The sequence below is a fragment of the Variovorax sp. GW823-FHT02B07 genome, from assembly GCF_058797695.1.
Window position 1 is genome coordinate 97,189 of sequence record NZ_JBXAJX010000001.1, and the last position, 26,215, is coordinate 123,403.

Genomic DNA, 26,215 nt, shown 5'->3' on the forward strand with positions numbered 1-26,215 from the left:
GGCAGCCGCGGTTGCTCAGTCGGCGACCACGGCCTTGGCGGTCGCCGAGCCCTTGGTGACCATCACCTGGTCGATGCGGTAGCTGTCGACGTCCATCACCTCGAAGGTGTAGCCGCCCCAGGTCACGCTGTCCGTGCGCTTGGGCACGCGGCGCAGCATCACCATCAGGAAGCCCGCCAACGTTTCGTACTCCTCGGCATGCGGCAGCTCGTCGATGTGCAGGGCGCGCTGCACGTCCTGGATGGGCGTGATGCCGTCGATCAGCCACGAGTTCTCGTCGCGCTTCACGATCTGCTCTTCTTCAGGCGTCGAGGTCGACACCAGGTCGCCCATCACCGTGCTCATCACGTCGTTGAGCGTGATCACGCCCACCACCAGGCTGTACTCGTTGACGATGATCGCGAAGTCTTCGTGCGCCTGCTGGAACTGCTCGAGCACCTCGGTGAGCGAGAGCCGGTCGGGAATCACCAGCGCCTTGTGCAGCGTCAGGCCCTGGTCGAAGGCCAGCGGCTGGCCGCTGAGCACGCGCTGGAACATGTCCTTGGCGTCCACGTAGCCCAGCACGTGGTCGATGTCGCCGTCGCACACCGGGTAGGCGGAATAGGGCTCGGCCACGATGCGCGCGCGCAGCACCGACTCGGGGTCGTCGTGCAAAAACCAGGCGATGCTCTCGCGCGCGGTCATCACGCTGCTGACGAGGCGCGTGTCGAGCTCGAACACGTTGGCGATCACCTGCTGCTCGCGCGCCGCCAGCACGCCGGCCTGCGCACCGGCCTCGGTCATGGCCAGGATGTCGGCCGAGGTGATCTTGTCGTCGCGTGCCATCGGCATGCCCAGCACCTTGAACAGCAGGTCGGTCGCGCGCGTGAAGAACCACACCAGCGGCTTGAAGGCGGTGATCAGCAGCAGCATCGGCCCGACGATGCGCACCGCGAGCCGCTCGGGTGCGCTCATGCCCAGGCGCTTGGGGAACAGGTCGGCGAACACCAGGAACACCGCGATCACGATCACGAACGAGCACAGGAAGGCGATGTTGGCCGCCACCTCCACGCTCAGCCAGTTCTCGAAGAAGCGGGCGAAATACGGGCTCAGCGAGCCTTCGCCCACCACGCCGCCGAGGATCGCCACGGCGTTCAGGCCGATCTGCACCACGGTGAAGTAGTGGCCCGGCTGCTCCTGCACGCGCAGCACCTTTTCCGCGCGCGGGTCGCCCTCGTCGGCCATCTGGCGCAGACGCAGGCGGCGCGAGGCGGCCAGGCAGATTTCGGCGAGGGAGAAGAAGGCGCTCATCGCGATCAGCAGCGCGATGATGAGCAGGCTTTGGGTGAGAGTCATGGCGGCACGTTGTAGACCGCCATGGTGCCATGACTGGCACCGGGTTCGGGCGCGCGCGGGGCGCGGCGCCCGTCAAACAGGGAGCGGAAGGCTCAGGCGGACGCGCCGCCGCCGATCACCTGCTGCAGCTCGCCCGACTCGTACATCTCCATCATGATGTCCGAGCCGCCCACGAATTCGCCCTTCACGTAGAGCTGGGGGATGGTGGGCCAGTTGCTGTATTCCTTGATGCCCTGGCGGATGCCGTCGTCTTCGAGCACGTTGACGGTCTTGAGCGTCTTGGTGTCGACGCCCACGGCCTTGAGGATCTGGATGGCGCGGCCCGAGAAACCGCACATCGGGAAGCTGGCGTTGCCCTTCATGAAGAGCACGAGTTCGTTGGACTTGACGAGGTCGTCGATGCGTTGTTGAGCGTCGGACATGGGGACTCCTGAAGAAAAGTGGGCTGGGGGGATTATTTCACCGTGCGCCAGATGCCGCCGGAGCAGCGCGCGATGCCGGCGAGGTCGTCACGGCTTTGCACCTCGGCAAAGCCGCGGGTGGCCAGCAACTGGCGCACGGCCTCGGCCTGGTCGTGGCCGTGCTCCAGCAGCAGCCAGCCGCCTTCGGCCAGGTGGGCGGGCGCGTCGCGCACGATCTGGCGGATGTCGTCCAAGCCGTCGGCGCCGGCGACCAGCGCGCGGGTCGGCTCGTGGCGCAGCGCGGGCAGGTGCGGATCGCCGGCGGCGATGTACGGCGGATTGCTGGCGATGACCGCGTAGCCGTCGGCCGCGCCGTCGAGCCAGCTCGATTCGGTGAAGCGCACGGGCAGGCCCAGGCGCTGAGCGTTGGTCCGGGCCACCGCGAGCGCGTCGGCGCTGGCATCGACCGCGTCGACCTGCGCGTCGGGGCGCGCGTGCTGCAGCGCCAGCGCGATCGCGCCGCTGCCCGTGCCGAGGTCGAGCACGCGCGGGGCCGGGCGGCCATCGAGGCAGGCCAGGGCCCACTCGACCAGCGTTTCGGTGTCGGGGCGTGGCACCAGCACGCGGGCGTCGACCTGCAGCTGCAGGCCGTGGAATTCCTTCTCGCCCAGCAGGTAGGCGACCGGCTCGCCCGCCGTGCGGCGCGACAGCTGGCGCGCGAACGCGGGCCAGGCCTCGCCGGGAAACGGGTCGGTGTCGTGCGCGAGCAGCCAGGCGCGGTCGTTCACGGGGCGGCCCAGCGCGTGCAGCAACAGCAGCTGGGCGTCGAGGCGGTCGATGCCCAGGGCCATGGCCGCGGCCAGCGCCTGCGCCACGGTGGACGGTGCGGTGGCTTCGGTCATCACGCGGGCAGGCTTGATTCGAGTTCGGCCAACTGCTCCGCCTCGCGCGCGGCGCGCAGCGCCTCGAGCACGTCGCCCAGGTCGCCTTCCATGATGGCCAGCAGCTTGTAGAGCGTGAGGTTGATGCGGTGGTCGGTGAGCCGACCCTGCGGGAAGTTGTAGGTGCGGATGCGGTCCGAGCGGTCGCCGCTGCCGATCAGGCCCTTGCGCATGGCGGCGTCCTTGGCGGCGCGCTCGCTGCGTTCCTTCTCCTGGATGCGCGCCGACAGCACCTGCAGCGCCTTGGCCTTGTTGCGGTGCTGGCTGCGATCGTCCTGGCACTCGGCCACGATGCCGGTCGGGATGTGCGTGATGCGCACGGCCGAGTCGGTCTTGTTGATGTGCTGGCCGCCCGCGCCGCTGGCGCGGTAGGTGTCGATGCGCAGGTCGGCCGGGTTGATCTGCACCGCCACGGTCTCGTCGGGCTCGGCCAGCACGGCGACCGTGCAGGCGCTGGTGTGGATGCGGCCCTGCGTCTCGGTGGCCGGCACGCGCTGCACGCGGTGGCCGCCCGACTCGAAGCGCAGGTGGCCGAACACGTCGTCGCCCACGATGCGGATCACCACTTCCTTGTAGCCGCCGAGCTCGCTCTCGCTTTCGCTCACCACCTCGCAGCGCCAGCCGGCGCGCTCGCAGTAGCGCGTGTACATGCGCAGCAGGTCGCCCGCGAACAGCGCCGATTCGTCGCCGCCCGTGCCGGCGCGGATTTCCATGAAGGCGTTGCGCGCGTCGTCGGGGTCCTTGGGCAGCAGCAGGCGCTGGAGTTCGTCTTCGAGCTGCACCAGCTCGGCCTCGGCGCCGGCGATTTCTTCTTTAGCCATCTCGGCCATGTCGGGGTCGTCGAGCATCTCCTGGGCGCCCGCGATGTCGGCCTCGCGCTGCTTGAAGCGCTCGTAGCGACCGGCAATCTGCGTGACCTCGGCATGCTCGCGCGAGATGGTGCGGTACTGCGCCATGTCGCTCATGATGTCTTCGCGCGAGAGCAGGAAGTCGAGCTCGCCCAGGCGTTGGACGTAGCGTTCGAGTTGGTGGCGCAGAAAGGATTTCACGACGGAAGGGGCTCGAAAAAGGGGAGGGGAACGCCGCAGTGCAACGGCAGGGCGCATGAAAAGCGCGGCCCGCGCGGCGGGCGGGGCCATCGACGCGCGTCGTCGCTAACGCTCTTTGCGCAGGAACAGGCGCGACAGCGTCTGCGCCGTCTGTTCGCGCGAGGCGGCATCGCCCGCGTGCAGCTCGGCCATGGCGCCGTGCATCATCTTCTGCGTGAGCCCGCGCGACATGGCTTCGAGCACCGCATCGATCGATTCGCCCTTGGCCAGCAGCTTGCGCGCGCGGGCCATCTCGGTGGCGCGCCACTCGTCGGCCTGCGCGTTGAGCTGCTGGATCAGCGGCACGGTGCCGCGCTGGCCCAGCCAGTGCATGAAGCTCTGCACGCCGGCGTCGATGATGACTTCGGCCTGCGCCACGGCGGCCTGGCGGTTGGCCTGGCCCTGCTGCACCACCTGGGCGAGGTCGTCCACGGTGTACAGGTAGATGTCTTCGAGGGCCTTCACTTCGGGCTCGATGTCGCGCGGCACGGCCAGGTCGACCATGAACATCGGGCGGTGCTTGCGTGCCTTGAGCGCGCGCTCCACGGCGCCCAGGCCGATGATCGGCAGCGTGCTCGCGGTGCAGCTGATGACGATGTCGAACTCGGCCAGCCGCGCCGGCAGGTCGGCCAGGCGCATGGCTTCGCCGCCGAAGCGCGAGGCCAGCTTTTCGCCGCGCTCCAGCGTGCGGTTGGCGATGGCGATGGCCTTGGGCTCCTTGGCCGCGAAGTGCGTGGCCGCGAGGTCGATCATTTCGCCCGCGCCGACGAACAGCACGCGGGTCTTGCGCAGGTCTTCGAACAGCTGGCCGGCCAGGCGCACGGCGGCGGCGGCCATGCTGATCGAGTGGGCGCCGATCTCGGTGGCGGTGCGCACTTCTTTCGCGACCGCGAACGAGCGCTGGAACAGCTGGTTGAGCGTGCTGCCGAGCGCGCCGGCGGTTTCGGCCGCGCGCACGGCGTCTTTCATCTGGCCGAGGATCTGGGCCTCGCCGAGCACCATGGAGTCGAGCCCGCTGGCCACGCGGAAGGCGTGGCGCGCGGCTTCGTCGTCGTGCAGGGTGTAGGCGTGCGAGCGCAGCAGGGCGGGGGCCACGCCGCCGCTCTGGGCCAGCCAGCCGAAGGTGTGGTCGAGCGCGATGTGCTCGGAGGCGCAGTAGATCTCGGTGCGGTTGCAGGTCGAGATGATCGCGGCCTCGACCTGCGGGTGGCTGCTGTTGCCGGCGAAAGAGCTGCGCAGGCTGTGCAGCGTCGGGGCGATCTGGTCGAGCGCGAACGCGAAACGACCGCGCAGATCGAGCGGCGCGGTCGTGTGGTTCAAGCCGAGAGCCCAGACTGACATGTCCATGATTATAAAATCAGCAGCCGGGCGAGGTTTGCCGAGGGGCAAATGGCTTTCCCTATGACAGCCATACGCTTCGCCACATGGCCCCGCGCCCACTCGTGGCCCCCTCATGGACCTTCTGGATCTGTTCAATCATCTGCTTAATTTTGCGGCACCGGCGGCTTTCATCGCCTTGGTGCTGGTGGCGGTCGGGCGCTTTCTCGGCGGCCCGCGCACCGGCATTCCGCGCTGGTGGAAGCAATGGGCGATCACCTTCGGGGCCGGCCTGCTGACCTCGCTGGCCGGGCTGATCCTCACGGGCCGCGACGGCTCGATGGCCACCTATGCCGCGCTGGCGGTGGTCTGCGGCACCGTGCAGTGGATCGTGATGCGCGGCTGGGGCCGCTGAGCCGGCCTCAGTCCAGCCGGCGGGCCATGTAGACCGAGTGCCCGGGGTAGGTCGCCAGCCGGGCCTGCTGCAGGTCGTCGGCCGGCACCGTGGCCGCATAGCCCTGGCGTTCCCAGAACCCGACCGAGGCCTGCACCGACACCAGCGTCGAATGCCGCCAGCCGGCGCGCAGCGCGTGCGCCCAGGCGTGGCGCACGAGGCGCGGCCCCAGGCCCAGCCCCGAGGCCTCGGGGTGCACCGCCAGGTCGTGCAGGTAGAGCGCGTCGGCGTCGGGCGCTACCTCGAAATCGCCGTGCAACGGCGTGAGCTTGCCGCGCTGCGAGGGGTAGGCCGCCAGGTAGGCCCGCACGGCACCGCCGTGCTCGGCCACCCAGCCGGTGTGCGGCGAGGCCGCCAGCCGCCGCGCGATGAGCACGCCGTCCTCCACGAACCCCGCGCCGTAGCAGGCGAGCTGGATCGCCAGCACGGCTTCGAGGTCGTCCGCACGCATGTCGCGCACGAGCAGAAGAGGAGCCGTCGCGCCCATCAGGCCAGCAGCAGCTTGTCGTCGTCCAGCTTCTCGCCGCGCGTCTGCTCGAACATGCGCAGCAGGTCGGGCACGTCCAGGCCCGCGCGCTGGTCGCCGGCCACGTCGAGGATGACCTGGCCTTCGTGCAGCATCACGGTGCGCGTGCCGTAGTCCAGCGCCTGGCGCATGCTGTGCGTGACCATCATCGCGGTGAGCTGGCTGCCTTCGACGATCTTGGCCGTCAGTTCCAGCACGAAGGCCGCGGTCTTCGGGTCGAGCGCGGCCGTGTGCTCGTCGAGCAGCAGGATGCGCGAGGGCCGCAGCGACGCCATCAGCAGGCTCACGGCCTGGCGCTGGCCGCCCGAGAGCAGGCCGATGCGGTCGGCCAGGCGGTTTTCCAGGCCCAGCTTCAGGATCGACAGCTTCTCGCGGAACAGCTCGCGCAGGTTGCGGTTGAGCGAGAAGCCGAAGCCCCTGCGCTCGCCGCGCTTCCACGCCAGCGCCATGTTTTCCTCGATGGTCAGCGCCTCGCAGGTGCCGGCCATCGGGTCCTGGAACACGCGCGCCACCATGCCCGAGCGCTGCCAGGCGTTCAGGCGCGTCACGTCCTTGCCGTCGATGTCGATGCGGCCCTTGTCGACCATCAGGTCGCCGCTGATCGCATTGAGGAAGGTCGACTTGCCCGCGCCGTTCGAGCCGATCACGGTGACGAACTGGCCGGTCGGAATGTCCAGGCTCAGGCCGCGCAGCACGCGGTTCTCGATCGGCGTGCCCGGGTTGAAGGTGATTTCGAGTTGTTGGGCGCGCAGCATCAGTTCTTCCCCTTGAAGAGTCCGCCCAGCTTGCGCTTGTAGGCGGGCACCAGCAGCGCGAACGCCACCAGCACGGCGGTGACCAGGTTCAGGTCCTGCGCCTGCAGGCCCATGAAGTCGGTGTTGAGCGCCATCGCGATGAAGAAGCGATACAGCAGCGCACCCAGCACGCAGGCCAGCGTGGTGATGACCATGCTGCGCGCGGGCAGCAGGGTCTCGCCGATGATCACGGCGGCCAGGCCGATCACGATCGTGCCCACGCCCATCGAGATGTCGGCCGTGCCCTGGCTCTGCGCGAACAGCGCGCCGGCCAGCGCCACCAGCGCGTTGGAGAGCGCCAGGCCCGCCATGGTCTGGAAGTCGGTCGAAATGCCCTGGGCCCGCGCCATGCGCGCGTTGCCGCCGGTGGCGCGCATCGCCAGGCCGGCTTCGGAGGCAAAGAACAGGTCGACCACGATCTTCGCGGCGATCACGATGATCAGCAGCAGCAGCGGCTTGGCCCACTGCTCGGGCATGCCGCCGAAGCTGACCATGCTGAACACCGTGGGTTCGGTGATGAGCGCCACGTTGGGCTTGCCCATCACGCGCAGGTTGATGGAGTACAGCGCGATCATCACCAGGATGCTCGCGAGCAGCTGCATGATCTTCAGCTTGACGTTGAGCCAGGCCGTGAGCCAGCCCGAGGCGGCACCGGCCACGCAGGCCACGGCCGTGGCGGCGACGGGGTTCCAGCCCGCGACGATGAGCGTCGCGGCCACGGCGGCGCCCAGCGGAAAGCTGCCGTCCACCGTGAGGTCGGGAAAGTTGATGATGCGAAACGACATGAAGACGCCCAGCGCGACCAGTCCGAAAATCAGACCGATCTCGATGGCGCCCAGCGAAGCAATGAGGGACATGGGGGCTTCCGGCGGGAGCGCAGTCGGCGGGCCCCGGCGCCCGGCCTGCGCCGGGAGCAGAAGGCCCGCCGGGGCGGCGTTTACTTGGTGCTGACGACCTTCGCCGACTTCAGCAGCGCGTCCGACAGGGTCACGCCCTGCAGCTTGGCCGCGCCGGGGTTCACCACCAGCTCGAAGTTGGTGCTGGTCTGCGAGGCGATGGTGCCGGGCTTCTCGCCCTTGAGGATGCGCACCACGATCTTGCCGGTCTGGCGGCCGATGTCGGTGTAGTTCAGGCCCAGTGCGGCCACGGCACCGCGCTCGACGGTGGCGGTGTCGGCGGCCACCACGGGCAGCTTGGCCTGCTGGGCCACCTTCACGATGCCCTCGAAGGCCGAGACCACGTTGTTGTCGGTGGGCGTGTAGATCACGTCGGCCTTGCCGACCAGGCTCTGGGCGGCGGTGGGCACGTCGACCGTGCGCGCGGCGGCGGCTTCGACCACCGTCATGCCGGCGGCCGAGGCGGCCTTCTTGAGCGACTCGACGATGGCCACCGAGTTGGCTTCGCCCGGGCTGTAGATCACGCCGACGCGCTTGGCCGTGGGCACGACCTTCTTGATCAGGTCGATGTGCTTTTCGAGCGGCGACAGGTCAGACACGCCCGTCACGTTGGTGCCCGAGGGCTCCCAGTTCTTCACCAGCTTGGCGGCCACCGGGTCGGTGATGGCCGAGTACACGACGGGAATGGTCTTGGTGGCGGCCACGGTCGCCTGCGCCGACGGCGTGGCGATGGCAACGATCACGTCGGGCGCATCGCCCACGTACTTGCGGGCGATCTGGGCGGCGGTGCCCACGTTGCCCTGGGCGCTCTGGTAGGTGAACTTGAGGTTCTTGCCCGCTTCGTAGCCGGCGGCCTTCAGCTCTTCCTTCACGCCGTCGCGCACGGCGTCCAGCGCCGGGTGCTCGACGATGGCGGTCACGGCGACCGACTTGTCGGCGGCCAGGGCCGGTGCGGCGGCGAGCACGCCGAGGGCCAGGGCCACGGCGCTGAAGGGGGTGCGAAGCAAAGCGTTTTTCACGTAAGGGTCTCCGGGTGGGGAAAGGGGTGTGGGTGCGTTCGAAGCCGCCGGCAAGGCACCGGCAAAGCACCAGGGCGCGCAATTCAGCGGCCCGGCGTGGCGCAACGCCGTCCGGGCGCGTCGAAGTCTAGATCGTACTTTGCACAATTAAGGTGCATGAATGCCTCGGGCTTTCCCCGCTTTAGGAAACATAATTGCATCATTGATGCGTATGGGGAGACGAAATTGCAGATCATCGAACTCGACCGCACCGACCGGCGGATTCTGGACCACCTCCAGGCGCACGGTCGCGCGTCCAACCTGGACCTGGCCGAGGTGGCCCAGCTGTCGCCCGCGCAGTGCCTGCGGCGCCACCGGCGGCTCGAGGAACTGGGGCTGATCAGCGGCTACGCTGCGCGGCTCAACGCGCGCCACATCGGGCTGGGCGTGATTGCCTTCATCCACGTCACGATGGCGCGCGGCCACGTCGACGAACTGCCCAAGTTCCAGGACCTGATCGCCGACATGCGCCAGATCCTGGAGTGCTACTCGGTGACGGGCGACTTCGACTACGTGCTCAAGGTGGTCGCGCGCGACCTGGAGGCGCTGTCGCAGTTCCTGATGCACACGCTGATGCACATGCCGGGCGTGTCGGCGGTGCGCTCCAGCGTGTGCCTGAACGAGATCAAGTGCACGGGGGCGCTGCCGCTCGAATAGAGCTGCCGGCGCTTCAGGTGCTGGTGGTGCCTGGCAGCGGAGACGCCGGCGTGGCGGGCGCTGGCGAGGGCTCGGCGGGCAGCACCGGCGCGGGCGCCGCCATCACCAGCGTCGTGGGCGTGGCCAGCGGCAGGTCGGCCTGCTTGAGCGCGTCGAGGATCGTGAACAGCAGGTCGCTGCGCACGCCGCCCGCCAGCCGGGGGCTCGGCACGTAGGCGATGGCCTGGAAGATCAGCAGCCCGTTCTCGATGCCTTCGAGCGTGAGCGAAGGCGCCGGCGTTTCCAGCACGCCCTCGTGCGCGCGGCAGGCCTCGAGGATCAGCTCGCGCACGCGCTGCGCGTCGGTGGTCAGCGGCATCGGCAGGCGGATCAGCACGCGGCCCTCGGCGTTGGCCAGCGTCATGTTGCGCACGGTCTTGGTGATGAACTCCGAGTTGGGCACGATCAGCGTCGAGCGGTCGCCCAGCTGGATCTCGGTGGCGCGCACGTTGATGCGCCGCACGTCGCCCTCGGTGGTGCCCAGCACCACCCAGTCGCCCACCTTCACCGGCTGCTCGGCCAGCAGGATCAGCCCCGAGATGAAGTTCTGCACGATGGCCTGCAGGCCGAAGCCAATGCCCACCGACAGCGCGCTCGCCACCCACGCGATGCGCTCGATGCCGATGCCCAGCGCCGACAGCGAGAACGCCACCACCAGGATGCCGCCCACGTAGCCCAGCAGCGTGGTGATCGAGCTTTGCATGCCCGGCTCGAACTGCGTGCTCGGCAGGTAGCTGCGAGAGAGCCAGCGCTTGAACACCCGCAGCACGATGAAGCCGATCACCGCCACCGCCACGGCGCTGAGGATCGCGCCGGGCACCAGCTGGAACTCGCCCACCTTCACGCCGGTGCCGAGCTTGCCGCCGCGCTGGAACACCTCGCCCGGGCCCGTGCCCAGCGGCGCGGCCAGCGCCACCAGCATGTAGAAGAACAGCGCCACGCGGCTCAGGCCCGAGAGCACCGTGGCCGCCTGGTCGAGCGTCTGCGGCGCCAGGCCGAAGCTCTTCTGCAGCCGCTGGCCGGAGGCGCTGCGCGAGGACACCACGGCCATGAACAGGTCGTCGGCGAACTTGAACAGCACATAGAAGGCCGCCGCGACGATGCCGCTCCAGGTGAGCTGCGAGGCCAGGAAGCTTGCCAGCGCCACGTAGCCGAAGGCCACCAGCACCCAGATCGCGATCACCAGCACCACGATCAGCGCCACCAGCACCCCGACCCACATCGGCCGTTCCGGCAGGCCGGCCTCGGGCGCGTCGGCGCGCAGCGCCTTCAGGCGGTACACGACGGTGCCCACCAGCGCGGTGAGCAGCAGCGCCGTCGCCACGTGCGTGGTGACCACGGCGGCAAAGCTGGCGTCGATGAGCGCGTTGATCTCGGCCGGCGTCCACGCCAGCGCGGCCACCAGCGCCACCAGCCACGGCAGCGCCGACAGGCGCTGCGCCGTGAGGTCGGGAATGGCCGGCAGGCGCCACGACGGCCGCCCCGTGGCCAGCAGCCCGCGCCCCAGGCCGATGATGAAGGCCATGAAGGTCAGCGTCTGCGCCGTCGATTGCAGCGCCTTGCGCGCCTGCGCGTCCCACATCGCGTGGGCCTTGAGCACCTCGACGACGCCGTGCGCGGCCACGGCGACCAGCAGCACGTGCGTGGCGACGATGGCGATCACCAGCAGCGAGCGGCGCAGCCGCCCGGCCGGCAGCACGCGCGTGGCCAGGCGCGCCAGCCCGCGCTCGGCGGCCCAGACGCCGAGCCAGGCGAGCAGCAGCGCGCCGATGAACGAGGCGATCACCGGCGTGCGGCTTTCGGGCTGCAGCGCCTGGTCGAAGCCGTCGCCGAGCGCCGCACCGATCGCCTGCAGCCGTTCGAAGTCGTCGGGCCAGGCCTCGCGCAGGTCGTCCCAGAACTCGCCGCTGAGCGGCGAGGCGGCGCGGCTGGTGAGTTCGGCCTCGAACTGCTGGCGCCGCTGCGACACCACGTCGGTGCCGCGCTGGCGCACGTCGATCGCCAGCAGCTTGGCCAGGCGGATGTCCGCGTCGAGCGCGTTGCGCTCCTTGGTCAGCTGCGCGCGCTGGCGCGTGATGTTGGGGTCTTCGGTGGCGCCGGCGGCGGGCGGGTTGCCGAGTTCGCCGAGGCGCGCGTTCAGGTCGGCCAGTTCGCCGGTGCGGGCGGCGACGAACTTGTCGGCCTGCACGCCGATCTCGTTGATCTGCGCGAGCTGCTTGCGTGCGTCGTCTTCGGCGCCCGGAACGACACTGGCGTTGCCCTTGCCCGAAGGCGCGATGCGGGCGAACTGTGCGCGCAGCTCGGCGATGGTGGGGGGCGGGGTGGCGGCCGCCGCGGTGTTGGCGCTGTTGTTGGGGTTGCCGTTGCCTGCGTTCATGCTGGCGTCCGGCTGCGCGAAGGCGCCGCCGCACGTCAGCAGGGCCCACAGAGCCAGGAGGGCGGGAAGGCACAGGCCCGCCAGGCGAGAGGTCCGATTCATGGCCGCATCATAGAAGCCGCCATGACGTAAGAACGGGTAAGAAATGCAGCGTCAGCCCGCGGGGCTGAACAGGTCCACCCGGTCGGTGATGATGCCATCGGTGCCCAGGTCGATGAGCCGCTGCGCGGCCCAGTCGTCGTTCACCGTGTAGCTCAGCGAGCGCAGGCCCGCACCATGCACCTGCGCCACGGTGGCGGCGTCCCACAGCGCGTGGTTGCAGACGATGGCCTGGCAACCCAGGCTCAGCGCGGTGTCGAGCCAGCCGTTCCAGAGCGTGTCGAGCAGCAGGCCGCGCGGCAGCTCGGGCTGCACGGCCTGCGCGCCCTTCAGCGCATCGACCTGGAACGAAGTGAGCAGCGGCGGCACGGCCGCACCCTGCCACAGGCGCGCGGCTTCGCGCGCCACCACCTCGCCGGTCTCGCGTTCGGTGCTGGGCGTGGGCTTGATCTCGATGTTCAGCAGCAGCTCGTTGGCGCGGCAGAAGCGCGCCAGGTTCTCCAGCGTGGGCAGCGGCTCGCCCGCGAAGGCGCGCGAATGCCAGCCGCCGGCGTCGAGCTGCGACAGCGCGCTCCACGCCTGCTGGCCGCCGATGCCGTGGCCGTTGGTGGTGCGATCGAGCGTGGCGTCGTGCATCAGGAACACCACGCCGTCGGCGCTGAGCTTGGCGTCGCATTCGAACATGCGGTAGCCGTGCGAGGCGCCGAAGCGGAAGGCCGCGAGCGTGTTCTCGGGCGCCAGCTTGCCGGCGCCGCGGTGCGCGACCCAGCGGGGGTAGGGCCAGGGGCTGCGTTCGGCCATCGCTCAGTCGGCGCGCTTGCCGGAGCCGGCGTCGAACCAGTGCAGCTTGTCTTCGCGCGCGGCGATCTTCACCGTGTCGCCGGCCACCGGCGGGTGGTCGCCTTCATCGGTGCGCATGATGATCTGTTCTTCACCGATGCGGCCGTACACCAGGCGCTCGGCGCCCAGCAGTTCGACCTGCTCGACCTGCACGGTCCAGCCGCTTTCGTCGAGCTTCATGTGCTCGGGGCGGATGCCCAGGATCTGGCCCGGGCGCACGCCCGGTGCGTGCTTGAGCAGGTTCATCGGCGGCGAGCCGATGAAGCTCGCCACGAAGGTGGTGGCGGGCCTGGAGTACACCTCTTCGGGCGTGGCGAACTGGTCCATCACGCCGCCGTTCATCACGATGATGCGCTGCGCCAGCGTCATGGCCTCGACCTGGTCGTGCGTGACGAACAGCGAGGTGATGCCGAGCTCGCGGTGCAGCTTCTGGATCTCGAGGCGGGTCTGGGCGCGCAGCTTGGCGTCCAGGTTCGACAGCGGTTCGTCGAACAGGAACACCTGCGGCTGGCGCACGATGGCGCGGCCCATGGCCACGCGCTGGCGCTGGCCGCCCGAGAGTTCGCGCGGCTTGCGCTCGAGCAGGTGGCCCAGCTCGAGGATCTTGGCGGCCTTGTCGACGCGCACCTTGATCTCGGCCGTCGGCACCTTGGCGATCTTCAGGCCGTAGGCCATGTTCGCGAACACGCTCATGTGCGGGTACAGCGCGTAGTTCTGGAACACCATGGCGATGTCGCGCTCGGAGGGCTCGAGCTGGTTCACGACCTTGCCGCCGATGCAGATTTCGCCGGCCGAGATTTCCTCCAGGCCCGCGACCATGCGCAGCAGCGTCGACTTGCCGCAGCCCGAAGGGCCGACGATGACGATGAATTCGTGGTCGGCGATCTCGGCGCTCACGCCGTGGATGACCTGGTTGGCTTTCGGCCCGTGGCCGTAGCGCTTGATGACGTTGCGTAGGGAAAGAGCTGCCATTTTTTATTTCTCGGTATCTACAAGGCCCTTGACGAACCATTTCTGCATCAGGATCACCACCAGCGCGGGCGGCAGCATCGCCAGGATGGCGGTGGCCATCACGACGTTCCATTCGTTCTGTCCGTCGCCGCCGGCAATCATTCGCTTGATGCCGACCACCACGGGGTACATGTCTTCGCTCGTGGTCGCCAGCAGCGGCCACAGGTACTGGTTCCAGCCGTAGATGAACTGGATCACGAACAGCGCCGCGATCGAGGTCTTGGACAGCGGCAGCAGCACGTCGAAGAAGAAGCGCATGGGGCTCGCGCCGTCCATGCGCGACGCTTCGGTGAGCTCGTCGGGTACGGTAAGGAAGAACTGGCGGAACAGGAAGGTCGCCGTGGCCGACGCGATCAGCGGCACCGTCAGGCCCGCGTAGGTGTTCAGCATGTTCAGGTCGGACAGCACCTTGTAGGTGGGCAGGATGCGCACCTCCACCGGCAGCATCAGCGTCACGAAGATGGCCCAAAAGCAGATCTTCTTGAACGGAAAGCGGAAGTACACGATGGCGAAGGCCGACAGCAGCGAGATGGTGATCTTGCCGATGGCGATGACCATGGCCGTCACGAAGCTCACCCACATCATGTGCGCCACCGGGGCGTTGGAGCCCGCGCTGCTCTCGCGTCCGAACAGGGCGCCCTTGTAGCTGTCGACGATGTTCGAGCCGGGTGTCAGGGGCATCGGCGCCTGCACGATCTCCTGCGCCGTGTGCGTGGACGCCACGAACGCCAGGTAGAGCGGGAAGGCGACGATGAACACGCCCAGGATCATGATGACGTGGGCCAGGATGCCCTGCGTGCCGCGTTTCTCAACCATGCTGCGCTCCGCCGAATTCGATTTGTTCTTGTTGCTTCATCAGTACTGCACTTTCTTCTCGACGTAGCGGAACTGGATGACGGTCAGCGCCACCACGATCACCATCAGCACCACCGACTGCGCGGCCGAGCCGCCGAGGTCGAGGCCCTTGAAACCGTCGTGGTAGACCTTGTAGACCAGGATGGTCGTGTCCTTGCCCGGGCCGCCCTGCGTGGCCGCATCGACGATCGCGAAGGTGTCGAAGAAGGCGTAGACCACGTTGATCACCAGCAGGAAGAAGGTGGTGGGCGACAGCAGCGGGAACTGCACGGTCCAGAAGCGGCGCCACGGGCGCGCGCCGTCGATGGCCGCGGCCTCGATCAGCGACTTCGGAATGGACTGCAGCCCGGCCAGGAAGAACAGGAAGTTGTAGGAGATCTGCTTCCACACCGAGGCCATCACGATCAGCGTCATGGCGTGGCCCGAGTCGAGCAGGTGGTTCCAGTTGATGCCGATCTTGCCCAGGGCATAGGCCACCACGCCCAGCGAGGGCGAGAACATGAAGACCCACAGCACGGCCGCCACGGCGGGCGCCACGGCGTACGGCAGGATCAGCATGGTCTTGTAGAACATGCCGCCGCGCACGATGCGGTCGGCGAACACGGCCAGCATCAGCGACAGGCTGATGCCGATGCCGGCCACCAGCACCGAGAACAGCGCGGTGGTCTTGAACGACTCGGCATAGGCCGGGTCGTCGAAGAGCTGGCGGAAGTTGTCGAACCCGACGAACTCGACCGACGTGCCGAACGCGTCCTGCTGCTGCAGCGACTGCAACAGCGCCTGGCCGGCCGGCCAGAAGAAAAACACGAGGATCACCGCCATCTGCGGTGTCAGCAGCAGCCAGGGCAACCAGCCCGAGCGAAAGAAAACGCGTTTTTCCATGAAGCCCCTACATAAAAAATCCCGCCCGGCGCGCCCTGGAAGAAGGGCGTGCGGGGGCGGGCGATATTAGCCGGACACGGAGCCCGGATCTTTAATCGTTAGCTTTTGTTCGCCTTTTGGAAGCGTTCCAGCTGCTCGTTGCCGCGGGTCACGATGGCGTCGAGGGCTTCCTTGGCCGTCTTCTTGCCGCCCCAGACCTGTTCGAGCTCTTCGTCCTCGATGGCGCGGATCTGCACGTAGTTGCCCAGGCGGATGCCGCGGCTCTTGTCGGTGACCTTGCGGATCATCTGCGTCACGGCCACGTCGGTGCCGGGGTTCTGCTTGTAGAAGCCCGACTCTTCGGTGAGCTTGTACGAGGCGGTGGTCACCGGCAGGTAGCCGGTGCGCTTGTGGCTGGCGGACTGCACTTCAGGCGTCGAGATGAAGCTGAAGAACTTGGCCACGCCCTTGTACTCGGCGGCCTTCTTGCCCGACATGACCCACAGGCTGGCGCCGCCGATCACGGTGTTCTGCGGTGCGCCCGGCACGTCCGGGTAGTAGGGCAGGGGTGCCAGGCCGTAGGCGAACTTGGCGTTCTTGGCCACGTTGCCGTAGAAGCCCGACGACGTGTTGATCATGGCGCACTCGCCCGACACGAACGAGGCCTCGGGCACGTTGCCGCGGCCCTTGTAGATGAACAGGCCCTGCTTGGACATGCTGGCCAGGTTCTCGATGTGGCGCTGGTGCAGCGGCGAATTCACCTTCAGGCGCGCGTCCAGGCCCTGCAGGCCGTTGGCCTTGCTGGCGAACTCGACGTTGTGCCAGGCCGAGAAGCTCTCGACCTGCGTCCAGTTCTGCCAGGCCGTGGTGAACGGGCACTTGTGGCCACTGGCCTTGAGCTTGGCGGCTGCCGCGACCACTTCGGGCCAGGTGGCGGGTGCCTTGTCGGTGGGCAGGCCGGCGGCCTTGAAGGCGTCCTTGTTGAAATAGAAGATCGTGGTCGAGCTGTTGAACGGGAAGCTCAGCATCTGGCCGTTGGGGGCGGTGTAGTAACCGGCCACGGCGGGGATGTAGGCGGCCGGGTCGAACTTCTCGCCCGCGTCCTTCATGACCTGGCCGACCGGAATGACGGCGCCCTTGCTGGCCATCATGGTGGCGGTGCCCACTTCGAACACCTGCAGGATGTGCGGTGCGTTGCCGGCGCGGAAGGCCGCGATGGAGGCCGTCATCGATTCGTCGTACGTGCCCTTGAAGGTCGGGACGATCTTGTATTCCTTCTGGCTCTCGTTGAACTGCTTGGCCAGGTCGTTGACCCACTCGTTGTTGACGGCGGTCATGGAATGCCACCACTGGATCTCGGTCTGGGCCTGGGCTGCATTGAACAGCGTGGCGGCCAGCGCCGATGCCAACGCGAGCGTCTTGAATCGCATGAAGACTCCTGAAGGGGAAAAATGGAAAGCGCGAATGCTAGGGCATGTGCGTGACACAGCCGCGTCACATTGGGGCACGGACCGAAGGGTTCCTCCAATCGGGGAAACCCCTTTGGCGTCAAGCCCGGCGCGGGTTGCGGGCCTCATGCTGCGCTGCACCATGCTAGCATCGCCCTCCCTTTTTTGGCCTAGCTTGTCGCCATGGCCGGGGCTTCCTTGAGTACGTCATGAGCAGCAAAACCTCCCTCGACAAAAGCAGGATCAAGTTCCTTTTGCTCGAAGGCATCCACCCCTCGGCCGTGGAGGTGCTGCGCGCCGCCGGCTACACCAACATCGAGTCGCTGCCGGGTGCGCTGCCCGACGCCGAACTCAAGGCCAAGATCGCCGACGTGCACTTCGTGGGCATCCGCTCGCGCACCCAGCTGACGGCCGAGGTGTTCGCCGCCGCCCACAAGCTGGTGGCCGCCGGGTGCTTCTGCATCGGCACCAACCAGGTCGACCTCGAAGCCGCCCGCGAGCATGGCGTGGCCGTGTTCAACGCGCCGTATTCCAACACCCGTTCGGTGGCCGAGCTGGTGCTGGCCGAAGCCATCCTGCTGCTGCGCGGCGTGCCCGAGAAAAGCGCCGTGGCGCACCGCGGCGGCTGGCTCAAGTCGGCCGAGAATGCCTTCGAGATCCGCGGCAAGACGCTGGGCATCGTGGGCTACGGCTCCATCGGCGCGCAGCTGTCGGTGCTGGCCGAGGCGCTGGGCATGCACGTGGCCTTCTACGACGTGGTCACCAAGCTGCCGCTGGGCAACGCCCGCCAGGTGCGCGAGCTGCACCAGCTGCTGGGCCAGAGCGACATCGTGACCCTGCACGTGCCCGAGACCCAGGCCACGCAATGGATGATCGGCGCGGCCGAGATCGCCGCCATGAAGCCGGGCGCCATTTTGCTGAACGCCTCGCGCGGCACCGTGGTCGAGATCGAGCCACTGGCCGAGGCCCTCAAGAGCAAGAAGCTGCTGGGCGCCGCCATCGACGTGTTCCCGGTCGAGCCGCGCACCAACAAGGACGAGTTCCAGTCGCCGCTGCGCGGGCTGGACAACGTGATCCTCACGCCGCACATCGGCGGCTCGACCATGGAGGCGCAGGCCAACATCGGGCTCGAAGTGGCCGAGAAGCTGGTCAAGTACAGCGACAACGGCACCTCGACCTCGTCGGTCAACTTCCCCGAGGTGGCGCTGCCGGCGCACCCCGGCAAGCACCGCCTGCTGCACATCCACCGCAACGTGCCGGGCGTGCTGTCCGAGATCAACAAGATCTTCTCGGACAACAACATCAACATCTCGTCCCAGTTCCTGCAGACCAACGAGAAGATCGGCTACGTCGTGATGGACATCGACGCCGCCTCGTCCGACCTGGCGCTGGAAAAGCTGGCGAAGGTAGGCGGGACGATCCGCAGCCGCGTGCTGTTCTGAGCCCGACGGGGCCCCTGCGGGCCCCGCAATAGGGCCGCGATAGGGAATAGCGGCCGGGCACGGCAAAGCCCCCGGGGCCTGCCCTAAAATCGACCCCCCGGCTACATGGGCGCGCAGCGCCTGGCCAAGGGCCCCACCCGATGAATGCTCCGACCGCGTTGAATACGCTGTTGTCACAGGCCGCAGAGCCTGTACGACTGCGCGAGATCCCCTACAACTACACCAGCTTCTCCGACCGGGAGATCGTGATTCGCCTCCTGGGCGAGCGCGGCTGGGACCTGCTGCAGACCCTGCGCGCCGAGCGCCGCACCGGCCGATCGGCGCGCATGCTCTACGAGGTGCTGGGCGACATCTGGGTGGTGCAGCGCAACCCCTACCTCGTCGACGACCTGCTCGACAACCCGCGCCGCCGCGGCCAGCTGGTCGACGCCCTGCGCCACCGCCTGGGCGAGGTGCAGAAGCGCCGCACCCCCGACAGCGACCTGCCGCGCGACCAGCTGGTGGGCGAGCTCACCGGGCTCGTCAGCCAGGCCGTCGCCGCCTTCGACGACACCTTCCGCGACGTCGCCGCGCTGCGCCGCAAGGCCACCCGCGTGCTGGGCCGGCTCACGGCCAAGGACAACATCAAGTTCGACGGCCTCTCGCGCGTGTCGCACGTGACCGACGCCACCGACTGGCGCGTCGAGTACCCCTTCGTCGTTCTGTGCCCCGACACCGAGGCCGAGATGGCGCTGCTGGTCAAGGGCTGCATCGAGCTGGGCCTGACCATCATTCCGCGCGGCGGCGGCACCGGCTACACCGGCGGCGCGATCCCGCTGACCTGGAAGAGCGTGGTCATCAATACCGAGAAGCTCGAGGCCATGACCGAGGTCGAGCACGTCGCGCTGCCCGGCCTGGCCGCGCCCGTGCCCACCATCTGGACCGAGGCCGGCGTGGTCACGCAGCGCGTGGCCGACGCGGCCGAGCGCGCGGGCTTCGTGTTCGCGGTCGATCCCACCTCCGCCGAGGCCTCGTGCGTCGGCGGCAACGTCGCCATGAACGCCGGCGGCAAGAAGGCCGTGCTGTGGGGCACGGCGCTGGACAACCTCGCCTCGTGGCGCATGGTCACGCCGCAGGCCGAATGGCTTGAAGTCACGCGCGTTGGCCATAACCTGGGCAAGATCCACGACGCCGAGAGCGCCGTGTTCGAACTGCAGTACTACGCCGCCGACGGCAAGACCCCGCTGCGCACCGAGCGCCTCGACATTCCCGGCAAGACCTTCCGCAAGGAAGGCCTGGGCAAGGACGTGACCGACAAGTTCCTCTCCGGCCTGCCGGGCATCCAGAAAGAGGGCTGCGACGGCCTCATCACCAGCTGCCGCTGGGTGGTGCACAAGATGCCGGCGCACACGCGCACCGTGTGCCTCGAGTTCTTCGGCAACGCCAAGGACGCGGTGCCCAGCATCGTCGAGATCAAGGACTTCATGTTCGCCGAGCAGAAGCGCTCGGGCGTGCTGCTGGCCGGCCTGGAGCACCTGGACGACCGCTACCTGAAGGCCGTGGGTTACGCCACCAAGTCGAAGAAGCATGGCGGCCTGCCGAAGATGGTGCTGTTCGGCGACATCGCCGGCGACGACGCCGACGCGGTGGCGCGTGTCACCTCGGAAGTGGTGCGCATCGCCAACTCGCGCAGCGGCGAAGGCTTCATTGCCATCAGCCCCGAGGCGCGCAAGAAATTCTGGCTCGACCGCAAGCGCACGGCCGCCATCAGCAAGCACACCAACGCCTTCAAGATCAACGAAGACGTGGTGATCCCGCTGCCGCGCATGGCCGAGTACAGCGACGGCATCGAGCGCATCAACATCGAGCTGTCGCTACAGAACAAGCTCGCGCTCACCGATGCGCTCGAAGCCTTCCTCACGCGCGGCAACCTGCCGCTGGGCAAGACCGACGACGCGCACGAGATCCCGGCGGCCGAGCTGCTGGAAGACCGCGTGGCGCAGGCCGTGGCGCTGGTGCACGAGGTGCGCGCGCTGTGGGCTGGCTGGCTCGAGAACGTCGACACGCTGTTCCCGCAGCTGCAGGACCACACCTTGCGCGCCAGCTGGAAGACCCAGCTGCGCCAGCCGCTGCAGGAGATTTTTTCGGGCGCCGAGTTCGGGCCGATCCTGGCCGAGTGCACCGCCATCCACAAGCAGGTGCTCAAGGGCCGCGTGTGGGTCGCGCTGCACATGCACGCGGGCGACGGCAACGTGCACACCAACCTGCCCGTCAACAGCGACAACTACGAGATGCTGCAGACCGCGCATGCCGCGGTGGTGCGCATCATGGCGCTGGCACGCAGCCTGGACGGCGTGATCTCGGGCGAGCACGGCATCGGCATCACCAAGCTCGAGTTCCTCACCGACGAAGAGCTGCGTCCGTTCACCGAGTACAAGGCCCGGGTCGACCCCGAGGGCCGCTTCAACAAGGGCAAGCTGCTGCGCGCGCCCGCGGGGCAGGCACAAACGCTGCACGCCGACCTGACCAATGCCTACACGCCGAGCTTCGGCCTCATGGGGCACGAGTCGCTGATCATGCAGCAGAGCGACATCGGCGCCATCGCCGACAGCGTGAAGGACTGCCTGCGCTGCGGCAAGTGCAAGCCGGTGTGCGCCACGCACGTGCCGCGCGCCAACCTGCTGTACAGCCCGCGCAACAAGATCCTCGCGACCTCGCTGCTGGTCGAGGCCTTCCTCTACGAGGAGCAGACGCGGCGCGGCATCAGCATCAAGCACTGGGAAGAGTTCGAGGACGTGGCCGACCACTGCACCGTGTGCCACAAGTGCCTCACGCCGTGCCCCGTGAAGATCGACTTCGGCGACGTGTCGATGAACATGCGCAACCTGCTGCGCAAGATGGGCCAGAAGAGCTTCCGCCCCGGCAACGCGGCCGCGATGTTCTTCCTGAACGCGACCAACCCACAGACCATCAAGGCGGTGCGCGCGGGCATGGTGGGCATCGGCTTCAAGGCGCAGCGCATGGCCAACGACCTGCTGCGCGGCCTCGCGAAGAAGCAGACCGGCGCGCCGCCGGCCACGCTGGGGCCTGCGCCCATCAAGGAGCAGGTGATCCACTTCATCAACAAGAAGATGCCTGGCAACCTGCCGAAGAAGACGGCGCGCGCGCTGCTCGACATCGAAGATGCGGACTACGTGCCGATCATCCGCAACCCGAAGACGACCAGCTCGGAAACCGAGGCGGTCTTCTACTTCCCGGGCTGCGGCTCGGAGCGGCTGTTCTCGCAGGTGGGCCTGGCCACGCAGGCGATGCTCTGGCATGCGGGCGTGCAGACCGTGCTGCCGCCGGGCTACCTGTGCTGCGGTTATCCGCAACGCGGCAGCGGCCAGTTCGACAAGGCCGAGAAGATGATCACGGACAACCGCGTGCTCTTCCACCGCGTGGCCAACACGCTCAACTACCTGGACATCAAGACCGTGGTGGTGAGCTGCGGCACCTGCTACGACCAGCTGCAGGGCTACCAGTTCGACAAGATCTTCCCGGGCTGCCGGATCATCGACATCCACGAGTACCTGCTCGAAAAAGGCATCACCCTGGCCGATGCGGGCGGTGGGGGCTACCTGTACCACGACCCCTGCCACTCGCCGATGAAGCAGCAGGACCCGATGAAGACCGTGAAGGCGCTGGTCGGCGACAACGTGCTCAAGAACGACCGCTGCTGCGGTGAGTCGGGCACGCTGGGCGTTTCGCGACCGGACATCTCGACGCAGATCCGCTTCCGCAAGGAAGAAGAGCTGAAGAAGGGCGAGGCCGCGCTGCGCGAGAGCGGCAATGTCGGCGCGACCGGCAACGTGAAGATCCTCACCAGCTGCCCGAGCTGCCTGCAAGGCCTCTCGCGCTACGGCAACGACCTGAACAACGGCCTGCTCGAAGCCGACTACATCGTGGTCGAGATGGCGAACAAGCTGCTCGGCGACGACTGGATGCCGAACTACGTGGCGGCCGCCAACCAGGGCGGCATCGAGCGGGTGCTCGTATGACGGCAGTGGCGGGTTGCCCGCTGTGCGACGCGCCCGGCGGGCGTGTCGTGTTCGAAGGCGCGAAGCTGCGCGTCATCCATGCGCAGGAAGAAGGCTTTCCGGCCTTCTACCGCGTGGTGTGGCGCGACCATGCGGCGGAGTTCTCCGACCTCGACGCGGCCGACCGCGTGCTGTGTATGGAGGCCGTGGTGCGCGTGGAGCAATGCCTGCGCGACGCGCTGGCGCCCACCAAGCTCAACATCGCCGCGCTCGGCAACATGGTGGCGCACCTGCACTGGCATGTGATCGCGCGCTTCGACTGGGACAGCCGTTTCCCCGGTTCGGTCTGGGCTGCCGTGCAGCGCACCGCGCCGGCCGAGCGGCTGGCCGCCGTTCAGGCGCTGCTGCCGCAGGCGGAAGCCGACATGGTCCGCCGGCTCGCGTCGCTGGCCTGAGGCCGTCGCTTTTTCCTAGCTGGCCGCGGCGGTGCGCGTCGCGCTGCCTGCCTTGCGGTCCGCACAGGCCTGCTTGAATTCCGGCGTGGCGCGCGTTTCCTTCGAGAAGCGCTTCGAGGCCACGCTGCCATCCCTGCACACGCGATCGAGCTCGGCCTGCGCGCTCTTGTTGCCCGCATGCGCGGCATGGGCCAGCAGGCGCACGGCGTGGAAAGGCAGCGCGCCCGAGCTGCCGGACGACGCGGTGGTGGTTGCTGGCTGTGGTGTTGCTGCGGCCTTGACGGGTTCGGCAGGCAGCGTGCGTGCCGTGCCCGCCGAGGTCGGCATGCGCTCGACGGCGGTGAAGTCGCCGCTCTTGCCGGCGCGCTCGACCATCTGCCGGTAGCTGTCCATCATGAACGACGTGTCCTTGGGCGTGAGCTCCTTCGCCGGCTTGGCAAGGTAGGCCGCGACCTCGGGTGGCAGCGCGGCGTTCACGGTGCTCAGTTCATGCGCGCCGCCGAAGCCGCGCGAGCCGGCCTGGGCGGCATGCGCGGCGTCGTCGCCCAGCGCCATCGCGCCCTTGGCGGCCACGCCGGTTGCACCTTCGGCTGCCACCGCGCCGGCGCCGACCGCCGCGCCCTTGCCCGCGACGCCGGCCGCCTTGCCGGCGGTCGCAGCCTTGCCTGCCGCCTTGCCGATCAGGCCCCAGAAGGCATGGGCCGGTGGGGCGAGGGCGGTGCCCGCGAGCGCGGCGCAGAGGACGAGGGCGGCCTGGTTCGAGCGTGACAGGAGGAGGGGAAAGCGTGTGCGTGACGGCATGCGGCAATGCTAAGCGCAGGCCGCCCGCACGCCGCAGCGGAGCGCGCGGCATACTGCGCGAGTCCTCTCCCTTTTCTCTTTTTCTCTTCTTCCGAACGGATTCCCCATGGCAGGTTTGCAAGCCGGCGCGCCGACACCCCAATCGATCACCGTGCATGGCCAATCGCGCGTGCTCGAGGTCGGCTTCTCGGACGGCGCCACCTTCCGCATCCCCTTCGAGCTGATGCGCATCTACTCGCCGTCGGCCGAGGTGCAGGGCCACGGCCCGGGGCAGGAGGTGCTGCAGACCGGCAAGCGCGACGTCGACCTGGTCGGGCTCGAGCCGGTGGGCAACTACGCGGTGCAGCCGGCCTTCAGCGATGGCCACAACTCCGGCATCTACACCTGGAGCCTGCTCTATGACCTGGGCGCGCGGCAGGCCGAGCTGTGGGCCGATTACGAGCGGCGCCTGGCCGCGGCGGGCGTGGACCGCGACGCCCCGATGGCCGACAAGGGCGGCCACGCCTGCAGCAGCCACTGAGCGTCGAGGAACCGAGGGTAAACATACCCTGTTGCTATTGAAAAGATAGCCTTACACACAGCAAAGACGCGCGTTGCGGCGGCCCTCCGTTGGAGGAAAAAGCAACAAATGTCCGCCGTGCCCGCGGGGTCGTCGCCTTGAAGGAATGCCTTCCGGCCTAACATCCAGCGCATGAGTACAACCCACTTCGGCTTCGAGAAAGTCGACGAAAGCGAGAAGGCGCAACGCGTTCGCGGCGTCTTCGACTCGGTGGCCTCGCGCTACGACATCATGAACGACCTGATGTCGGCCGGACTGCACCGGGCCTGGAAGGCCTACACCGTGATGGTCGCGAACGTGGGCGAAGGCTCGCGCGTGCTCGACATCGCGGGCGGCACCGGCGACCTCGCGCTCGCCTTCTCCAAGAAGGTCGGCGCCACCGGCCAGGTGGTCCATACCGACATCAACGAAGCCATGCTGCGCACCGGCCGCAACCGCCTGCTCGACGCCGGCGTGGTGCTGCCCACCACGGTCTGCGACGCCGAGAAGCTGCCCTTTCCCGACGACCACTTCGACGTGGTCACCGTGGCCTTCGGCCTGCGCAACATGACGCACAAGGACGTTGCCCTCAAGGAGATGAACCGCGTGCTCAAGCCGCGCGGCAAGCTGCTGGTGCTCGAGTTCTCGAAGGTCGCCAAGCCGCTCACGAAGGCCTACGACTGGTATTCGTTCAACGTGCTGCCGCGCTTGGGCAAGCTCGTGGCCGGCGACGATGCGAGCTACCGCTACCTGGCCGAATCGATCCGGATGCATCCCTCGCAAGAGGAGCTCAAGACCCTCATGAAAGAGGGCGGTTTCGGACATGTGGACTATCACAACATGACGGGGGGAATTGCTGCCCTCCATGTTGGAATCAAGTGTTGATCACGATGACGACGCGAATTTTTCGCTCAAGAGGAGACGGCATGAAGAGTTTGGGTTCTTTGTTCTTGGCAGCAGCACTGGTGCTGGTGAGCGTTCAGGCGGAAGCTGCTCGCATGGGTGGCGGCAAGTCCGTCGGTCGCCAGTCGTCCAACGTGACGCAGCGCCAGGCCACGCAGCCCGCGGCCCCCGCGCAGCAGAACGCGACCAATGCGGCGCCCAAGCCCGCAACGCCCGCCGCCGCTGCACCGAAGCGTCCGTGGGGCGCGATGCTCGGCGGTCTCGCCGCCGGCCTGGGCCTGGCATGGCTCGCGAATTCGCTGGGCCTGGGTGCCGGCTTCGCCAACATCTTGCTGATCGCGCTGCTGGCTTTCGCTGCGCTCGCGGTGTGGCGGATCTTCAAGGCGCGCTCGGCCGCGTCGTCGGGCAACGCCAACCGCCAGGGCGCTTTCGCCTTCCAGGGCGCCGGCAGCCCCGCCGATGCACGCGCACCGGCACAGTACAGCCCGGCCAACGTCGGCAACGACGCCTCGGCACGGCCGTGGGAGCGCAACGCCGCGGCGTTCGACGCCGCACCGGCATCGCACGGCAGCAGCCTCTCGGCCGCGGGTGCCGCAGCCGGTGGCAGCATGATCGGTTCGGCACTGGCCGGTTCGCAGTCCTGGGGCATCCCCGCAGGCTTCGATGCCGACGGTTTCCTCACCGCCGCCAAGCGCAACTTCGTGACGCTGCAAGACGCCTGGGACCGCGCCGACGTGTCGATGCTGCGTTCCATGATGACCGACAGCATGGTCGAAGAGATCCGCACGCAGCTGGCCGATCGCGCCAGCCACACGGGCGGTGCGCTCAACAAGACCGAGGTCGTGATGCTCGACGCCAAGCTGCTGGGCATCGAAGAGCTGCCCGACGCCTACATGGCGAGCGTGGAGTTCTCCGGCATGATCCGCGAAGACGCCTCGGCGGGCCCGGCCCCGTTCCGCGAAGTCTGGAACATGACCAAGACCGGCAGCGCCGGCTGGCTCGTCGCAGGCGTGCAAGCGCTGCAGTGACAAAAACCTGAGCCACGGCCGTCACCCGGCCGTAGCACTGACGGGATAATGGG

Annotated in this window: 24 protein-coding genes; 8 read left to right on the forward strand and 16 right to left on the reverse strand. The window is 68.1% G+C overall.

Going from position 1 to position 26,215, the window contains the following annotated elements; translation table 11 throughout:
- Positions 1-15: 15 nt before the first annotated feature.
- The 5 genes from paeA to hemA all read right to left on the reverse strand — a co-directional run bounded on the left by paeA (position 16) and on the right by hemA (position 5,106).
- Positions 16-1,335: a polyamine export protein PaeA gene (paeA, locus tag AC1RGU_RS00490; RefSeq protein WP_062474502.1), complete on the reverse strand. Its 1,320-nt coding sequence runs from the start codon at positions 1,333-1,335 to the stop codon at positions 16-18.
- A gap of 92 nt (positions 1,336-1,427) precedes the next feature.
- Positions 1,428-1,757, reverse strand: coding sequence for a Grx4 family monothiol glutaredoxin (gene grxD / locus AC1RGU_RS00495; protein ID WP_062474501.1), 330 nt, complete (start codon positions 1,755-1,757; stop codon positions 1,428-1,430).
- 32 nt (positions 1,758-1,789) lie between these two features.
- Positions 1,790-2,638, reverse strand: a complete 849-nt coding sequence (prmC, locus tag AC1RGU_RS00500; RefSeq protein WP_492694045.1) for a peptide chain release factor N(5)-glutamine methyltransferase — start codon at positions 2,636-2,638, stop codon at positions 1,790-1,792.
- Positions 2,638-3,726, reverse strand: coding sequence for a peptide chain release factor 1 (gene prfA, locus AC1RGU_RS00505; protein ID WP_062474498.1), 1,089 nt, complete (start codon positions 3,724-3,726; stop codon positions 2,638-2,640). Before prfA ends, prmC begins: the two co-directional genes overlap by 1 nt.
- A gap of 105 nt (positions 3,727-3,831) precedes the next feature.
- Positions 3,832-5,106, reverse strand: coding sequence for a glutamyl-tRNA reductase (hemA, locus tag AC1RGU_RS00510; protein WP_062474496.1), 1,275 nt, complete (start codon positions 5,104-5,106; stop codon positions 3,832-3,834).
- Positions 5,107-5,218: 112 nt separating this feature from the next.
- Between hemA and AC1RGU_RS00515 the strand changes: the two genes are divergently transcribed.
- Entirely contained in the window at positions 5,219-5,497 is a 279-nt protein-coding gene (locus tag AC1RGU_RS00515; RefSeq protein WP_492694047.1) for a hypothetical protein, read from the forward strand.
- Between the two features lie 7 nt (positions 5,498-5,504).
- Here AC1RGU_RS00515 and AC1RGU_RS00520 read toward each other — a convergent pair whose 3' ends face one another.
- The 4 genes from AC1RGU_RS00520 to AC1RGU_RS00535 form a co-directional block, all read right to left on the reverse strand.
- Positions 5,505-6,023, reverse strand: coding sequence for a GNAT family N-acetyltransferase (locus AC1RGU_RS00520; RefSeq protein ID WP_492694049.1), 519 nt, complete (start codon positions 6,021-6,023; stop codon positions 5,505-5,507).
- A complete protein-coding gene (locus tag AC1RGU_RS00525; RefSeq protein ID WP_062474493.1) occupies positions 6,023-6,817 on the reverse strand; it encodes an ABC transporter ATP-binding protein in 795 nt (264 codons plus the stop codon). The genes AC1RGU_RS00520 and AC1RGU_RS00525 overlap by 1 nt, the downstream gene beginning before the upstream one ends.
- Positions 6,817-7,713, reverse strand: coding sequence for an ABC transporter permease (locus AC1RGU_RS00530; RefSeq protein WP_492694052.1), 897 nt, complete (start codon positions 7,711-7,713; stop codon positions 6,817-6,819). Before AC1RGU_RS00530 ends, AC1RGU_RS00525 begins: the two co-directional genes overlap by 1 nt.
- Positions 7,714-7,793: 80 nt before the next feature.
- Positions 7,794-8,771: an ABC transporter substrate-binding protein gene (locus tag AC1RGU_RS00535; protein ID WP_172438392.1), complete on the reverse strand. Its 978-nt coding sequence runs from the start codon at positions 8,769-8,771 to the stop codon at positions 7,794-7,796.
- Between the two features lie 225 nt (positions 8,772-8,996).
- Between AC1RGU_RS00535 and AC1RGU_RS00540 the strand changes: the two genes are divergently transcribed.
- Positions 8,997-9,467, forward strand: coding sequence for an Lrp/AsnC family transcriptional regulator (locus AC1RGU_RS00540; protein ID WP_056578260.1), 471 nt, complete (start codon positions 8,997-8,999; stop codon positions 9,465-9,467).
- A 13-nt stretch (positions 9,468-9,480) separates the two neighbouring features.
- On the opposite strand, the gene AC1RGU_RS00545 is transcribed toward AC1RGU_RS00540, so the two are convergent.
- From AC1RGU_RS00545 to ugpB, 6 genes are all read right to left on the reverse strand, one after another.
- A complete protein-coding gene (locus AC1RGU_RS00545; RefSeq protein ID WP_492694054.1) occupies positions 9,481-11,985 on the reverse strand; it encodes a DUF3772 domain-containing protein in 2,505 nt (834 codons plus the stop codon).
- Positions 11,986-12,036: 51 nt separating this feature from the next.
- The gene (ugpQ, locus tag AC1RGU_RS00550; RefSeq protein WP_492694056.1) at positions 12,037-12,783 is read right to left on the reverse strand and encodes a glycerophosphodiester phosphodiesterase; all 747 of its coding nucleotides are present in this window, start codon (positions 12,781-12,783) and stop codon (positions 12,037-12,039) included.
- 3 nt (positions 12,784-12,786) lie between these two features.
- Positions 12,787-13,794: a sn-glycerol-3-phosphate ABC transporter ATP-binding protein UgpC gene (gene ugpC / locus AC1RGU_RS00555; RefSeq protein ID WP_062474484.1), complete on the reverse strand. Its 1,008-nt coding sequence runs from the start codon at positions 13,792-13,794 to the stop codon at positions 12,787-12,789.
- 3 nt (positions 13,795-13,797) lie between these two features.
- Complete coding sequence (gene ugpE / locus AC1RGU_RS00560) at positions 13,798-14,649, reverse strand: sn-glycerol-3-phosphate ABC transporter permease UgpE (protein ID WP_062474482.1); 852 nt, start codon at positions 14,647-14,649, stop codon at positions 13,798-13,800.
- Positions 14,650-14,688: 39 nt separating this feature from the next.
- The gene (ugpA, locus tag AC1RGU_RS00565; protein WP_159274956.1) at positions 14,689-15,570 is read right to left on the reverse strand and encodes a sn-glycerol-3-phosphate ABC transporter permease UgpA; all 882 of its coding nucleotides are present in this window, start codon (positions 15,568-15,570) and stop codon (positions 14,689-14,691) included.
- A gap of 98 nt (positions 15,571-15,668) precedes the next feature.
- Positions 15,669-16,979 carry a sn-glycerol-3-phosphate ABC transporter substrate-binding protein UgpB gene (gene ugpB, locus AC1RGU_RS00570; RefSeq protein WP_492694058.1) on the reverse strand — a complete coding sequence of 437 codons (1,311 nt, stop codon included), beginning with the start codon at positions 16,977-16,979 and terminating at the stop codon, positions 15,669-15,671.
- A gap of 227 nt (positions 16,980-17,206) precedes the next feature.
- Between ugpB and serA the strand changes: the two genes are divergently transcribed.
- The 3 genes from serA to AC1RGU_RS00585 all read left to right on the forward strand — a co-directional run bounded on the left by serA (position 17,207) and on the right by AC1RGU_RS00585 (position 22,892).
- Complete coding sequence (serA, locus tag AC1RGU_RS00575; RefSeq protein ID WP_070063599.1) at positions 17,207-18,439, forward strand: phosphoglycerate dehydrogenase; 1,233 nt, start codon at positions 17,207-17,209, stop codon at positions 18,437-18,439.
- A 140-nt stretch (positions 18,440-18,579) separates the two neighbouring features.
- Positions 18,580-22,458, forward strand: a complete 3,879-nt coding sequence (locus AC1RGU_RS00580) for a DUF3683 domain-containing protein (RefSeq protein ID WP_492694060.1) — start codon at positions 18,580-18,582, stop codon at positions 22,456-22,458.
- On the forward strand, positions 22,455-22,892 hold the full coding sequence (locus AC1RGU_RS00585) for an HIT family protein (RefSeq protein ID WP_492694062.1): 438 nt from the start codon (positions 22,455-22,457) through the stop codon (positions 22,890-22,892). The genes AC1RGU_RS00580 and AC1RGU_RS00585 overlap by 4 nt, the downstream gene beginning before the upstream one ends.
- A gap of 15 nt (positions 22,893-22,907) precedes the next feature.
- Here AC1RGU_RS00585 and AC1RGU_RS00590 read toward each other — a convergent pair whose 3' ends face one another.
- Positions 22,908-23,693 carry a hypothetical protein gene (locus tag AC1RGU_RS00590; protein ID WP_492694064.1) on the reverse strand — a complete coding sequence of 262 codons (786 nt, stop codon included), beginning with the start codon at positions 23,691-23,693 and terminating at the stop codon, positions 22,908-22,910.
- Between the two features lie 106 nt (positions 23,694-23,799).
- Here AC1RGU_RS00590 and AC1RGU_RS00595 point away from each other — a divergent pair, with 106 nt between their 5' ends.
- The 3 genes from AC1RGU_RS00595 to AC1RGU_RS00605 all read left to right on the forward strand — a co-directional run bounded on the left by AC1RGU_RS00595 (position 23,800) and on the right by AC1RGU_RS00605 (position 26,162).
- Complete coding sequence (locus tag AC1RGU_RS00595) at positions 23,800-24,213, forward strand: gamma-butyrobetaine hydroxylase family protein (protein WP_062477026.1); 414 nt, start codon at positions 23,800-23,802, stop codon at positions 24,211-24,213.
- 171 nt (positions 24,214-24,384) lie between these two features.
- On the forward strand, positions 24,385-25,116 hold the full coding sequence (gene ubiE / locus AC1RGU_RS00600) for a bifunctional demethylmenaquinone methyltransferase/2-methoxy-6-polyprenyl-1,4-benzoquinol methylase UbiE (RefSeq protein WP_056578284.1): 732 nt from the start codon (positions 24,385-24,387) through the stop codon (positions 25,114-25,116).
- A 41-nt stretch (positions 25,117-25,157) separates the two neighbouring features.
- Positions 25,158-26,162 carry a Tim44 domain-containing protein gene (locus AC1RGU_RS00605; RefSeq protein ID WP_062477032.1) on the forward strand — a complete coding sequence of 335 codons (1,005 nt, stop codon included), beginning with the start codon at positions 25,158-25,160 and terminating at the stop codon, positions 26,160-26,162.
- The last annotated feature ends 53 nt before the right edge of the window (positions 26,163-26,215 follow it).

Excerpts from the sequence above, each read along its gene's own strand:
- AC1RGU_RS00520 (WP_492694049.1), bottom strand. The coding sequence starts at position 6,023 with ATGGGCGCGACGGCTCCTCTTCTGCTCGTGCGCGACATGCGTGCGGAC.
- AC1RGU_RS00525 (WP_062474493.1), bottom strand. The coding sequence starts at position 6,817 with ATGCTGCGCGCCCAACAACTCGAAATCACCTTCAACCCGGGCACGCCG.
- paeA (WP_062474502.1), bottom strand. The coding sequence starts at position 1,335 with ATGACTCTCACCCAAAGCCTGCTCATCATCGCGCTGCTGATCGCGATG.
- AC1RGU_RS00595 (WP_062477026.1), top strand. The coding sequence starts at position 23,800 with ATGGCAGGTTTGCAAGCCGGCGCGCCGACACCCCAATCGATCACCGTG.
- AC1RGU_RS00585 (WP_492694062.1), top strand. The coding sequence starts at position 22,455 with ATGACGGCAGTGGCGGGTTGCCCGCTGTGCGACGCGCCCGGCGGGCGT.
- ugpB (WP_492694058.1), bottom strand. The coding sequence starts at position 16,979 with ATGCGATTCAAGACGCTCGCGTTGGCATCGGCGCTGGCCGCCACGCTG.
- ugpA (WP_159274956.1), bottom strand. The coding sequence starts at position 15,570 with ATGGAAAAACGCGTTTTCTTTCGCTCGGGCTGGTTGCCCTGGCTGCTG.
- AC1RGU_RS00545 (WP_492694054.1), bottom strand. The coding sequence starts at position 11,985 with ATGAATCGGACCTCTCGCCTGGCGGGCCTGTGCCTTCCCGCCCTCCTG.
- grxD (WP_062474501.1), bottom strand. The coding sequence starts at position 1,757 with ATGTCCGACGCTCAACAACGCATCGACGACCTCGTCAAGTCCAACGAA.
- ugpQ (WP_492694056.1), bottom strand. The coding sequence starts at position 12,783 with ATGGCCGAACGCAGCCCCTGGCCCTACCCCCGCTGGGTCGCGCACCGC.
- ubiE (WP_056578284.1), top strand. The coding sequence starts at position 24,385 with ATGAGTACAACCCACTTCGGCTTCGAGAAAGTCGACGAAAGCGAGAAG.
- AC1RGU_RS00605 (WP_062477032.1), top strand. The coding sequence starts at position 25,158 with ATGAAGAGTTTGGGTTCTTTGTTCTTGGCAGCAGCACTGGTGCTGGTG.
- ugpE (WP_062474482.1), bottom strand. The coding sequence starts at position 14,649 with ATGGTTGAGAAACGCGGCACGCAGGGCATCCTGGCCCACGTCATCATG.
- AC1RGU_RS00530 (WP_492694052.1), bottom strand. The coding sequence starts at position 7,713 with ATGTCCCTCATTGCTTCGCTGGGCGCCATCGAGATCGGTCTGATTTTC.
- ugpC (WP_062474484.1), bottom strand. The coding sequence starts at position 13,794 with ATGGCAGCTCTTTCCCTACGCAACGTCATCAAGCGCTACGGCCACGGG.
- AC1RGU_RS00580 (WP_492694060.1), top strand. The coding sequence starts at position 18,580 with ATGAATGCTCCGACCGCGTTGAATACGCTGTTGTCACAGGCCGCAGAG.
- AC1RGU_RS00590 (WP_492694064.1), bottom strand. The coding sequence starts at position 23,693 with ATGCCGTCACGCACACGCTTTCCCCTCCTCCTGTCACGCTCGAACCAG.
- AC1RGU_RS00515 (WP_492694047.1), top strand. The coding sequence starts at position 5,219 with ATGGACCTTCTGGATCTGTTCAATCATCTGCTTAATTTTGCGGCACCG.
- serA (WP_070063599.1), top strand. The coding sequence starts at position 17,207 with ATGAGCAGCAAAACCTCCCTCGACAAAAGCAGGATCAAGTTCCTTTTG.
- hemA (WP_062474496.1), bottom strand. The coding sequence starts at position 5,106 with ATGTCAGTCTGGGCTCTCGGCTTGAACCACACGACCGCGCCGCTCGAT.
- prmC (WP_492694045.1), bottom strand. The coding sequence starts at position 2,638 with ATGACCGAAGCCACCGCACCGTCCACCGTGGCGCAGGCGCTGGCCGCG.